We start from the raw sequence: 12,488 nt of genomic DNA, 5'->3' as shown, positions 1-12,488 counted from the left end.
AATAAATGGCATTTTTCTCCGTAATAATTCCGTTATACAACAAAGAAAATTTTATCGAAAACACGATACAAAGTGTCTTGAATCAAACTTTTGAAGACTTTGAAATTATTGTAATAAATGACGGCTCTACAGATAAAAGTGAAGAGAAATTATTGCAATTTAAAGATTCAAGAATTCGTTATTACAGCAAAAATAATGAAGGAGTTTCAATTACACGAAACTTAGGAATTACATTAGCAAATGCCAATTTTGTTGCGTTTCTAGATGCCGATGATTATTGGCACCCAGATTTTTTAAAAGTAATGTTTGACTATTGTACTCGTTTTATAAAAGCGAAAGTTTTTACTACAGCAATTGAGGTTGAGACTTCACAAAAAACGTTCCTGGCTCAATATTCTATCAATAAAACATTTGATTTTGAATTTGTAAATTACTTCAAAGCCAGTAAAAAAGAGTCCGTAATTTTAACCTCGGCTACTATTTTTAATAAAAAAGTCTTTGATAAAGTTGGTGTTTTTGACCCCAATATCAAAAGCGGACAAGACACTGATTTATGGATAAGAATTGGTTTAGTGTATCCTATATTATTTATTTGGGAAGTTTTGGTTCGTTACACTCATGACGAAAATAGTCTTTCTAAAAAACCTGATTTACTGGAATCTAAAATGGATTTTTCGAAGTTTACCGAACTTGAAAAAACAAATTCTGATTTAAAATATTTCTTAGATTTAAATCGGTTTTCGCTTGCCATTAAAAGTAAATTAGCCTATAATAAAACGCTTTTTGATTATTATTATAATGGAATTGATTTAAAAAAAATTAGCTTCAAAAAAAGATTTCTTTTACTGCTTCCTCCCTATTTACTTCGCTTTTTAATTCAATTAAAACTCAAAATGGCCAATTTAGGATTTGGTTCATCTGTTTTTAAATAATTTGAAATTTTTATATTCTCTAATATAATCTTCTTCATCAAATTCGTCCGAAGCCAGAACCAAACAAACCGCACCAGAAGAAAAATTACGCAGTTCGCGCCAAATTCCATCTACAATTAACAAACCTAAATTTGGTTTATTAAGCGTAACTGTTTGCGATGATTTTCCATCTTTCAAAATCACATCAAAACTACCACTTAAAGCAATCAAAAATTCTTGTTGTTCCTTGTGTGCGTGTCCGCCGCGTTTGCTTCCGCTTGGCACGTCGTACAAATAATATACACGTTTTGAAATGAACGGAATTGTCGCTCCCTCGATAACGGAAAGATTACCGCGCCTGTCCTGAATTTTTGGAACTTCAATTAATCGAACGTCTGTATTTGTGGTCATAGCTTATTGTTAGTTAATCCTTTGAATTTTGCGATTCCCGCCAATCCTATTTTATATTTTTTTCTTATTTCAGAAAACCGAATGTACTTTTTTCTAAACAAAAAAAACACATATTTAGCAAGCCATAAAAAAACCAAATTACCGTGCAATTTATAAAATAAAGCTGCTCTGCCATAAATTAAAACATCTGATCCTTCATCTTTGCCAGACGAAAACTGCGGATGTGAAACGATAATTTCGGGGCTAAAATAAACTTCTAAACCTAGATTTAATGCCAATTTTAAAAATAGAAATTCTTCGGCAGTTTCAAAGAAAGCACCAAGTCCAAAATATTCATCAAAAGTGATATTATTTTTTTTGATTTCGTTTAATTGAAACGCAATTTCGATCGAACTCACATTCCAAATACTTTTATCATCATGTTTAAAAGAAGAATTACAACTTTTTTGTGGCTTAGAATCTCCTATTCTTTGATGATTGAATGTAATTACATCTGCTTTTTTATTTTTTTCGAAAGCTAAAAGAATATCTTGTTTGAATTTTTTTGCAAAAACAACATCATCATCTGTAATCAGGCAGATTTTTTTTGAGGCATTTGCAATTGCTTTATTCCTGCTTTTTGACAAACCTTTTTCGGTCGTATTTATAACTTTAACATTATCAAAATCAGATGATAAAACTTCAATTTTAGATTGATTTACAATCAAAATATTAAAAGTCGAAAAATGCTCAAACGGAAACATGGGCAACAAAAAATCTAAATTGCTTCTATCTTTGGTAGCAATTAAAATTTCGAAGTCGTTTTCAGAAAAAACATTTAACATTTTCATATATATTTACGTAAATATAAATATTTCTAGCACAAATGAGAATACTCTTGGTAGGAGAATATAGTAGATTGCACAATTCTTTAAAAGAAGGATTAGAAGCCTTGCATCACGATGTTACTATTATAGGAACGGGAGATAATTTTAAGCAATTTCCGGTAGACTACTCTATTTTTCCAAAGTACTTTCTCAAAAACAAGCTTTTGGTATTTTTAAACAAAGCTTTATTCCGAGTTTTTAAACTTGATTTGCAACTGGCCGAAAAAGGAATTCGGTTTTGGTACTTTTTGCCCAAACTAAAAAATTACGATGTTGTACAATTAATCAATTCGAATGCCATTGAAACGTATCCGTTTTTCTCGAAATTTCTATTAAAACGACTCTTTAACCAGAATAAAAAAAGCTTTTTGCTGGTTTGTGGAGAAGACACTCCAATAATCGATTTTCTGTTAACGGATAAATTAAAATATTCGATTCTAACTCCCTATTTAAAGGATAATAATTTAAAATCTGAATTTCGTTTTTCGCTAAAATACACTCAGAAAAATTATCGCGATTTATACGATTTTGTAAAAGAAAGGGTTTCAGCAACTATCGTTTCTGACTTAGATTATAAAATTCCGATCCCGGAAAAAACACTAATTCCAAATCCAATAAATACAGACAAAATTGCTTTTGAGAATTTAGACATCAGTAAAAGAATTGTGATTTTTATGGGGATTAATAAAAGCAGTTACATCAAAAAAGGAACTGTCTTTTTTGAAAAAGCTTTAGCCATTATTAAAGAAAAATACGCTGATAAAGTCGAGATTATTTCGGCAGAAAACATTCCGTATTCAAAATATATTATGCTGTACAGTAGAGCGCACATTTTACTCGATCAGGTTTACGGATACGATCAGGGCTATAATGCGCTTGAAGCTATGGCAAAAGGAAAAGTAGTTTTTACTGGTGCGGAAACTGAATTTATGAATCATTACAATTTACACGAGCGCGTAGCCATAAATGCCTTAGCAGATGTAGATTATTTGGTGAACGAACTGTCGTTTTTAATTGAAAATCCCGAAGAAATAGTTGCTATTGGCAAACGTACAAGAGCTTTTATTGAAAGAGAACATCAATATGTAAAAATTGCTCAAAAATATCTTGATCTCTGGAATTCAAATTAAAATAAACTTTTTCTAAAATACAGGCACAAAGCACTAAAATAGACTAAATTATCAAATGCCTGAGCCATTACAACTCCTTGTATTCCATAATATTTTATAAAAACAATACTCGATACATACAAAAGCGAAAGGGAGAATATCTCGAAAAAGATAAAAGCTTTGGTCAGTTTTTTGGCAAAAAAATTATATCCTAAAATTAGCGAAGCGACTTTAAAAACATCTCCTGTTAACTGCCAAATAAAAAGCGAAGTAACAGGTAAAAACTCTTTTGTAAACAATAATTGTATTATAAAAAACCGAGCAAAATAAATTACAATTACTCCCAAAATAAAAACGGGTAAAATTGATTTATAAAACCTCCAAAATATAGTTTTGGTTTCTTGATTATTTTGAGCTACCGAGAGTTTTGGCAAAAAATAAACCGTTAAAATCGTACTTACAAACATTAAATAATAAGAGGAGATCCGAGTTATGGTTTCCCAAAAACCAGCTTGATCTATACCTAATTCCTGAATTACATTGTTTCGTATTGCCAAAAAGACAATTGGTCCAAAAACAGACGAAATCAACGCCATTAAGGAATATGACGAAAGATTCTTTATGATTTTAAAATCGAACAAATGTAATCGTATAGATCCTAAAAAGTTGATTTCTTTATTGAGGAAATAAAATGTTACAAAAAACAACAATGCGGGAGTTATTACAATTGCCAATAAAGCGCCAAGTGTTTTAAATTGTAAAATCATGAAAACTGACGCTAATAACCCTATTAAATTTCCAATGATATTAATCCAGATTACTTTTTTAAACTGGCTCAAACCATTTAAAACTGCCAACAAAAAAACGGAAACGGCATACCACGGCAAAGCCAAAGCTAAGACCCTAAATACTATTGAAAAATCGAAATGGTTATTGAATATTTTGTCGTTCCAGAAAGTCGCAAAAAAGTATAAAACAAAACTTAGAATAATTGCTACGGTTAGCAAACTAATAAAAACGGTAGCCAGTATTTTTTGAAATTCACTTTTATTCTTTTGATTTTCTGCTACATATTTTACTATTCCGTTTTGAAAACCTAGTGTCGAAATACTTTCTAACGAAGTTAGGAAATTACGCAAATTACCAACCAAAGCCATACCGCCAGGTCCAACAAAAACGGCTAAAATTTTGGAGGTTATTAATCCAATTCCAATTTTAAGCCCAACACTAAAACTGTTTAACGATGTAATTTTGAACAGCGTAGTTTGGGTAATTTTTTTAAAGGAGTTCAAACTAAAATTTATTTAAAATTTCAATAATATAACTCACTTCTTCTGCTGTTAAAACAGGACTTATTGGTAAACTCAAAACTTCATTATGAATCTTTTCAGTAATTGGAAACGATAAATTCTCCCACTCTAACAAAGCTTTTTGTTTGTGTGGCGGAATTGGATAATGAATCACGGTTTGAATATTATTTTGAGTTAAATATTCCTGCAATGCATCTCTATTTGTGGTTCTTATAACAAATAAATGAAAAACATGATTGCTTGACAAATCCCAAAACGGAAGTATTATTTTATCGTTTTTAATTTCGGTTATATATCGTTTTGCAATTGCACGACGTTTTTCGTTATCAGCGTTTAGGTTTGGTAATTTTAAATTTAAAAATGAAGCTTGTAGTTCATCTAATCTAGAATTTACGCCTACATAATCATTATAATATTTTTTTTCGGAACCATAATTTCGAAGCGAATAAAGCACTTTTGCCAATCCCGAATCGTTTGTCGTAATTGCTCCGCCATCGCCCAGACATCCTAAATTTTTGCCGGGATAAAAACTATATGCAGAAGCACTTAAATGCTCTTCGCCTTCGCTCAGAGTGACATTGGTAGATTTTAGATTATTGTTTGCGCCATGCGATTGGGCTGCATCTTCAACAATAATTAGATTATTTTGAAAAGCGATTTTATTTATTTCGGGCATTTCAGCCAATTGTCCGTATAGGTGAACAACTAAAATAGCTTTGGTTTTTGGACTGATTTTCTCTTGAATTAAATCTGGATTGATATTGTAGGTTTCTAATTTTGGCTCCACTAAAACGGGAACTAAATCTGCGGCCAAAATAGCCAGAATACTTGCGATATAGGTGTTTGCAGGTACAATAACTTCGTCGCCTTTTTCTAGTTTTCCTAACTGAATATAACCTTTAAAAATGAGTACCAAAGCATCAAACCCATTTCCTACTCCAATACAATATTTGGTTTGGCAAAATTCGGCGAAAGCCATTTCAAATGTTTCCAGTTCTTTGCCCAAAATATACCAACCGTTATCTAAAACTAATTTCAGTTTATCCTGAAATGCAGTTTCATAAGGTTCGTTTATTTTTTTAAGATCCAGAAATGGTATCATCTTTTTTTAATTTCAATATATACATTAAATCTTTTTCTCGCAGATCTGGCAGATTATATTTTAATCCATTTAATCTTTCAATTCTATCTAACACTTTTTCAAAGAAACGCGGATTATGCGGATTCGCTAAAGCGAAAACACGGATTAAACGGATTTTATTTTTGATTATTTTTAAATCAGTTTTTAATCCGCGGCTTTACTTTTGTAAATCTGTATCATCCGCGTCTCTTTATCGATCATTCAAGTTAGCTATTATTTACTTCGTCCGTTCGCTATCGCTCGGGTGTCAAAGTCCTCAACAAATTTCTTGAAATCTATGGCTTTTATTTTATCTCCATTTTATAAAAATCCTGATTATACACAGAACAGCCTAATTCTTCTTTTTGGTTTAAAAGACCAGAATGATAACCACTTTCATTTTCTTCGTTTACGATTCCCATATCAAAAAAACGTTTGCCTTTTCGCTTGTATTTATGAATCAAGTTAATGAATAAAAAATCTAATGCTCGTACTTGTTCGCCTTTTTGAGATGTAGCTCCATATTGCGATTTTACGACATCTTTTGTCTCAAAAATAGTTATTCCGGCAATAATTTCATCATCCTGATATACGGAATATTGTTTGATGTTATCAGGGAAATTTTGCTTTAAAAGAGCAATTTCTTCTTTGGTATGAACGGGTTTTACATTGAATTTCTCTAGTAATCTTGGTCCTAAAACTTTTTCCCAAAAAGGCTGAAAATCATGTTCTTCTACGATATCTAAATCAAGGTTTTCGATTCTTCTAAAATGCTTTAATTTACTTTTAGAAATCTGTAAAGGCAACTCTAAATTAATCGCCAAATTCATTTCTTTTCGTTCTAAAATAGCTCCTCTTTTAAACAAAAAAAAGTCTAAATCCTGATTACCTCTCTGTAGATAAAAATCGGGAATTGGTTTATAATAAAAGTTTACGATTGAATTTTCTTTTAGAAATAATAAAACCTGATCTAAAACAACTTCTACTTTTTCGCCTTTTAGTTTAGCATTAAAGACCAAACCTCCGTATGTAAGCCCTTGATGCGAATAAACCGATTTTCCTTTTATATTGGCGGGTAAAACAGCTTTGAGTTTTTCATCTTCAAAAATCAAAAGCGAAAAATCCTCAAAACGATCTTGGTGATATTCTATAAAATCACGGTGAAATAAAAATGTGGCATTCTTGGCTTGACCAATAAACGCATTCCAGATTTCATAATCGTTTTTATGGTATTTCTTTATGGTGTAGTTCGTCAAGTTTTTTTGTTTTTTCGGCTACAAATTTTGCAGCTTGTTTTTTTACTTATGTTCGAATGCCGGCAAATGCCACTTAAATTTTACGGCTAACAATCGAACCGTAATTATAGCAACAGATGTTACCAAATATAGAATATCATCTTCTAAATTCAATTTTTTAAGTGCAAAAAACACTACTCCGCCAAAAATACAAATCGTAGCATAAATCTCTCTCCTGAATATGGTTGGAATTTCGTTGCACAAAATATCACGTGTAACGCCTCCAAAACAAGCAGTCATGGTTCCTAATGCGATACAAATTACTGGATGCAAACCAATCATGATTCCTTTTTCAAGACCTATTAAGGTAAAAACACCAAGACCAATTGTATCAAACAAAAACAATGAGGTTCGCAGTTTGTCAAACTTTTTTCTAAAAAGTATCGCAAATCCAAAACCTAAAATAATTACATAAACGTATTGCAAATCCTGCATCCAAACTACTGGAGTTCTTCCTATTAAAACATCACGAAGTGTTCCGCCTCCAACGGCTGTAACAAAAGCTATGATAAAAACGCCAAACGGATCGAGTTTTTTATGCATTGCCGTTAATGCGCCAGACATAGCAAAAGCCATTGTACCAATAAGATCTAATAAGTGAAACATTCTTTTTAGTTGCTAAGAAGTTAAATTATAAAAAGATGCAGAATTATAAAAATTCTCATAAATGAATTACCCCGATTCGTTATTTTTTTACGTAAATAGGACTTCTTTTTAATAAATAAGATATAGAATCCATCCAACTATCTTTGATGTTTAAAAACGGTTTACGAGTTTGTGAATATATTTTGGTACCATTTTTATACATATCAAAATAAACCATATAATTGTAATAGGTTTGGGTAGAAGCTGTTGTTGTAGAAACATCATTTGTCTTTACTTTCTTATTGTCATCACTTACTTTAGCATTTCCGCTGTTGTAAGTCGAAGCTGTAGAACCCTCGGTAATGGTATAAGAAACTTTTGCGGCAAGAATATTATCTACACCAAGAATTTTTTGAAGATCTTCAATAGGAGTTTCGTCGATATTTTTATAATCAATTCCGGCTTTGTGCAACAAACTATTTGTTACTCTTAAATCCTGAACGGTTAATGGAAAAAGATTTGCTGACTTATCTAATAATTTATTGTAAAGATCGTTTTGAGCAAATTTTGCCATTTCTTCAGAAGTTTCTAAAGTTCCCGAATTTACGTAAGGAATTGGCAATATAGCAATGGTATTAGGTTTCATTTCTGCGGAAGCTGCAACTTGACCGGAAGTATTTGGAGTAGCACTATTTGGAGTTACATCAAAAGTCTGAGAACGTCCGCTGGCAAAATCAATTCTGGCAATTTGAGATACATCAAGCGAAATTTGTACAGTTTCTCCAGGTAAAGAATACTCTACAGTTTTATCAGACATTTTAGCGATTGAGCATTCAATAATTTGATAATCTCTTTTAATTATTTTATCTAATTTTTTTCCGCTTTGAGCGAATGATAAAACAGAAATGAACAACATTAAAATTACGGAAACAATTTTTCTTAGTTTCATGGTATTTACGATTAAATTTTCCTACTCTTAGGCTTTTCGGTAACTCCTTTTATAACAATTAATTTACTAAAATTCTAATCAATCAATCTCTACACAAAGTTACGAAAATCACAACAAACACCATCAACCAAATCCATATATTACATATTCTGCGTATAAAAACTATAATCTTTCAGGATAATTCTAAGAAAGTCAATATTGTCGCCCGATTGATTTTTGATTCCGGTTACACTTTCAATTTTCGAAACTAACTTATAAATCATTTCGTGATCATTTTTTGCAACGGCATTTTGAAACGTATCTTTAATAATTCGCATATCATTGTCTGATAATTTAATTACTAAAGGATAAGTTGCTACATAAGCATCGCCCACTTCTTCAAGAATGGTATGACTAATATTCACTTTATTTTTTAATGTAATTACGGCTGTTCCAGCAACCATATCGCCTAATCTTTGTCCTTTTTCACTCGAAATAACTGATATTAAAGCTACAATTCCGCCAAGAATTGAGACATCGACCAATCTAAAAAACCAACGCATTAAATAATCGCCAAAACCTGCCTGATAGCCATCGATTTTTACCACTTTTATTTTAACTAGTTTTTTTCCAACAGTTTGTCCTTCAAAAAGGCTTTCCATTGTTAAAGTATAAATGAAAAAAGGAAAAAACATTATCAAAATGATCGACATTCTAGACCAATTATCTAAATCGTTAAGTAGTACATCAAAATTTAACCAATAAAAAAAGATCAGCCAAACAACGATTATAAAAGAAAACTTAATAATCAAATCAATAAAATATGCCCCTATTCTCTCGCCTACATTTGCAGCGATAAAATTTATTTTAACATTTTGTGTTGTATTAATAGATAATTCTGACATATTTTATATTTTAGCCTTTAATGAGAGAAGTTGCATTCATAAAACAAAATAAAGAAAAATGGCTGGAATTTGAGCTAGCTATTTTTGGTAAAGCTAAAAAAAATCCTGATGAGTTAGCTAATTTGTACATTCAAATGATGAATGACTTGTCGTATGCGCAAACGTATTACCCAAAAAGTAAGACGGTTATATACTTAAACCACCTCGCTTCGCAGATTTATCAAAAGATTTACAAAACCAAGAGAACGGAAAAAAACAAGTTCGTAGAATTTTTTGTTACAGAAGTTCCGCTGCTTATGTACGAATACAGACGCTATTTAATGTACGCTTTTGTTTTGTTTTTTTTCACTGTTGGAATTGGTGTAGTTTCTGCTCGTTACGATCCTAATTTTGTTCGCTTGATTCTTGGGGACGGTTATGTTAATATGACATTGGAGAACATTAAGAAAGGAAACCCAATGGCTGTTTATGGCTCTGGAAGTAATTGGGGAAGCTTTATAGGTATTACAGTCAATAATTTAAAAGTAGGTGCGCAATGTTACATTTATGGTGTTTTTGGTGGACTTGGAACTTTTTATATATTCCTTCAAAACTGCATTATGCTGGGGTCTTTTCAGTACTTTTTTTATGAGCAAGGTGTTTTCTGGAAAAGTGTTCGCGGAATTTGGATTCACGGGGCAATGGAAATTTTTGCTATTGTAATCGAAACTGCTGCAGGCTTTATTTTAGGAGCTTCTATCTTGTTTCCTAAAACTTTTTCGAGAATGAATTCGTTTAAAATTGGTTTCAAGAATAGTTTTAAAATTTTTCTTAGTACTTTTCCTTTTACAATTAGTGCCGGTTTTCTGGAAGGTTTTATAACCCGATATTCCATTGATATGCCAAACTGGTTGAGCAGTTTTATCATTTTATTTACTTTAGGAATTATTTCATTTTATTATTTGATTTACCCTTCTATTGTTCACAAAAAAACACAGAAATTATCTGCCAAATTCAATTAATGAAATCCATAATGAATAGAATTTTCTTCATTTTATCCTTTCTCTTTTTTTGCAGTATCTCCAATGCTCAGGATTCTTTGGCTACAGCCGAACCTCCTAAAATTGATACTGTAAAATATACCGAGAAAGATATTCAAATTGATTCCAGTACTGTAGAAGCAAAAACTTTTTCGAAAGACTTCAAGAAAAAATATACTGATCCGGATTTTGTGTACGAACAAAAAATGCCCGAAAAAGGTTTATGGCAGCGTTTTCTGGAATGGCTTGCACGTCTTTTTGAACGTTGGTTTCACTTTGAGAGTGCCGAATCCTCGTTTAATTTTGTATCCTTTTTTGTAAAAACAATAGCTGTTTTAATTATTGTATTTGTGATTTACTTAATTGTAAAAGCAATTATTGATAAAGAAGGACAATGGATTTTTGGTAAAAATGCCAACAAACGAAATCTTTACTATTCTGATATTGAAAAGAATATTCATCTTTTAGATTTTGATAAATTAATCAAAGAAAGTATTCAATCCGGAGAAAAAAGAGTTGCGATTCGGTATTACTATTTGTGGCTTTTAAAAGTTATGGCGCAAAATCACTATATCGAATGGGATATCGAAAAAACCAATTCTGATTATTTATACGAACTTCAAAGACCCGCTCATAAAGAGGAGTTTACCTATTTATCCTATTTGTACAATTATATTTGGTACGGCGAATTTGAAATCGATGAAACCTCGTTCAGTAAAGCCCAAAACCGATTTAAGAATGCCATAAAAACCTTTAGCAATGAGTAAAACACTTAAAATTTATATTGCTATTCTGGTTTTTATTTTAGCACTAGTTTTAATAGCAGATCACGACCAGCCAAAACCAATTGATTGGCGACCAACATATTCTGTCAACGATAAAATTCCGTATGGTTTATATGTTTTTGATAAAGAAATCAAAGGTATTTTTAAATCCAAAGTCGAACGCATTTCGACTATGACGCCTTATGAGTATTTAGACTCTAAATATGACGAAGATACGTTGGTAGAAAATTATAAAATAAAAGGAACTTTTATAAATATATCCGAAACGAACGCGATTGACGAGCAATCTATTAAAGAGATTTTTTATTTTGTATCGCACGGAAACAATGCTTTTTTGAGCATGAAAAACTTTCCGAGATATTTATTAGATAGCTTAAAAATTGATGTAAATTCAAATTTTCAAGGCGCTTCTGATACTCAGGTTTGGCTGGCAAACAAGAAAATGAAAGCCCAGAAATATACTTTTCCTGAAACGATAGAAGATTATTTTTCGAGAATTGATACTGCAAATACAGTTGTTTTAGGCTATCAAGGCAAATTATTAGATAAAAAAATAGTAAACCAACACGTCAATTATATTAAAGTCCCTTACAGACAAGGATATTTCTATTTGCATACACAACCTGTTGCTTTTACAAACTATAATTTATTAAAAAATAAAAATTATCAATATGCCGAAAGTGTTTTATCCTACTTACCAAAAGGCGATATTTTTTGGTACACAAAAGGGCAAAATAATGAAAGCATTTCTGAGTCGCCTTTGCGCTACATTTTTAGTCAACCGGGATTAAAATGGGCTTGGCTTTTCTTTTTAATAGGCATGCTAATTTTTATCATTTTTAATGCCAAACGAAAACAGCGCATTGTACCTATATTAAAACCATTGCCCAATTTAACGGTCGATTTTACCAAAACAATTGGCAATTTATACTATCAGGAAGGCGATCATCAAAATCTTATCGATAAAAAAATCATTTACTTTTTAGAAAAAATTAGAAATGAATATTTAATTGATACCAGAAAACTAGACGATAGTTTTATTCAAAAACTACATCATAAAACAGGAAAAAATATTACTGATATACAAGAACTTGTATATTTGATAAACGAACACCGAAAAAGTTATCATGGCAGTCTTGAAGAAGATTTAATCCGAATTAATAACGCAATCGAAAAGATTTTAAATTAGATAAAAATAATATTTGCCACAGATTAAAAGGATTAAAATGATTTTTAAAATCTGT

Annotated in this window: 13 protein-coding genes; 5 read left to right on the top strand and 8 right to left on the bottom strand. The window is 31.1% G+C overall.

What is annotated here, in order from left to right:
- The first annotated feature begins 5 nt into the window (after positions 1-5).
- The gene (locus tag IW18_RS18975; RefSeq protein WP_041519741.1) at positions 6-932 is read left to right on the top strand and encodes a glycosyltransferase family 2 protein; all 927 of its coding nucleotides are present in this window, start codon (positions 6-8) and stop codon (positions 930-932) included.
- Here IW18_RS18975 and IW18_RS18970 read toward each other — a convergent pair.
- Both IW18_RS18970 and IW18_RS18965 read right to left on the bottom strand, forming a co-directional pair.
- Positions 915-1,322 carry a sugar 3,4-ketoisomerase gene (locus IW18_RS18970; RefSeq protein WP_041519740.1) on the bottom strand — a complete coding sequence of 136 codons (408 nt, stop codon included), beginning with the start codon at positions 1,320-1,322 and terminating at the stop codon, positions 915-917. The genes IW18_RS18975 and IW18_RS18970 overlap by 18 nt on opposite strands.
- Positions 1,319-2,152 carry a glycosyltransferase family 2 protein gene (locus tag IW18_RS18965; protein WP_041519739.1) on the bottom strand — a complete coding sequence of 278 codons (834 nt, stop codon included), beginning with the start codon at positions 2,150-2,152 and terminating at the stop codon, positions 1,319-1,321. Before IW18_RS18965 ends, IW18_RS18970 begins: the two co-directional genes overlap by 4 nt.
- 35 nt (positions 2,153-2,187) lie before the next feature.
- Here IW18_RS18965 and IW18_RS18960 point away from each other — a divergent pair, with 35 nt between their 5' ends.
- Positions 2,188-3,318 (top strand): glycosyltransferase, encoded by a 1,131-nt coding sequence (locus IW18_RS18960; protein WP_041519738.1) that lies wholly within the window; start codon positions 2,188-2,190, stop codon positions 3,316-3,318.
- Here IW18_RS18960 and IW18_RS18955 read toward each other — a convergent pair.
- From IW18_RS18955 to IW18_RS18930, 6 genes are all read right to left on the bottom strand, one after another.
- Positions 3,315-4,589: an O-antigen translocase gene (locus IW18_RS18955; protein ID WP_041519737.1), complete on the bottom strand. Its 1,275-nt coding sequence runs from the start codon at positions 4,587-4,589 to the stop codon at positions 3,315-3,317. The two genes, IW18_RS18960 and IW18_RS18955, sit on opposite strands and share 4 nt — an antisense overlap.
- A gap of 1 nt (position 4,590) precedes the next feature.
- Entirely contained in the window at positions 4,591-5,709 is a 1,119-nt protein-coding gene (locus IW18_RS18950) for a DegT/DnrJ/EryC1/StrS family aminotransferase (protein ID WP_041519736.1), read from the bottom strand.
- Between the two features lie 323 nt (positions 5,710-6,032).
- Positions 6,033-6,983: a GNAT family N-acetyltransferase gene (locus IW18_RS18945; RefSeq protein ID WP_041519735.1), complete on the bottom strand. Its 951-nt coding sequence runs from the start codon at positions 6,981-6,983 to the stop codon at positions 6,033-6,035.
- A gap of 42 nt (positions 6,984-7,025) precedes the next feature.
- Positions 7,026-7,628, bottom strand: coding sequence for a trimeric intracellular cation channel family protein (locus IW18_RS18940; protein ID WP_041519734.1), 603 nt, complete (start codon positions 7,626-7,628; stop codon positions 7,026-7,028).
- A 79-nt stretch (positions 7,629-7,707) separates the two neighbouring features.
- A complete protein-coding gene (locus IW18_RS18935; RefSeq protein WP_041519733.1) occupies positions 7,708-8,556 on the bottom strand; it encodes a hypothetical protein in 849 nt (282 codons plus the stop codon).
- 140 nt (positions 8,557-8,696) lie between these two features.
- Complete coding sequence (locus tag IW18_RS18930) at positions 8,697-9,440, bottom strand: RDD family protein (RefSeq protein ID WP_041519732.1); 744 nt, start codon at positions 9,438-9,440, stop codon at positions 8,697-8,699.
- A 20-nt stretch (positions 9,441-9,460) separates the two neighbouring features.
- Between IW18_RS18930 and IW18_RS18925 the strand changes: the two genes are divergently transcribed.
- From IW18_RS18925 to IW18_RS18915, 3 genes are read left to right on the top strand one after another with little or no spacing between them, the layout of a single operon-like run.
- Positions 9,461-10,441, top strand: coding sequence for a stage II sporulation protein M (locus IW18_RS18925; protein ID WP_041519731.1), 981 nt, complete (start codon positions 9,461-9,463; stop codon positions 10,439-10,441).
- On the top strand, positions 10,441-11,226 hold the full coding sequence (locus tag IW18_RS18920) for a DUF4129 domain-containing protein (RefSeq protein ID WP_240475583.1): 786 nt from the start codon (positions 10,441-10,443) through the stop codon (positions 11,224-11,226). Before IW18_RS18925 ends, IW18_RS18920 begins: the two co-directional genes overlap by 1 nt.
- Entirely contained in the window at positions 11,219-12,433 is a 1,215-nt protein-coding gene (locus IW18_RS18915; protein WP_041519729.1) for a DUF4350 domain-containing protein, read from the top strand. The genes IW18_RS18920 and IW18_RS18915 overlap by 8 nt, the downstream gene beginning before the upstream one ends.
- The last annotated feature ends 55 nt before the right edge of the window (positions 12,434-12,488 follow it).

It is taken from the genome of Flavobacterium hibernum (genome assembly GCF_000832125.1).
GTDB classification, from domain to species: Bacteria; Bacteroidota; Bacteroidia; order Flavobacteriales; family Flavobacteriaceae; genus Flavobacterium; species Flavobacterium hibernum.
The sequence above is the reverse complement of the archived record's forward strand: the minus strand, read 5'-3'. Positions and strand labels throughout refer to the sequence as shown.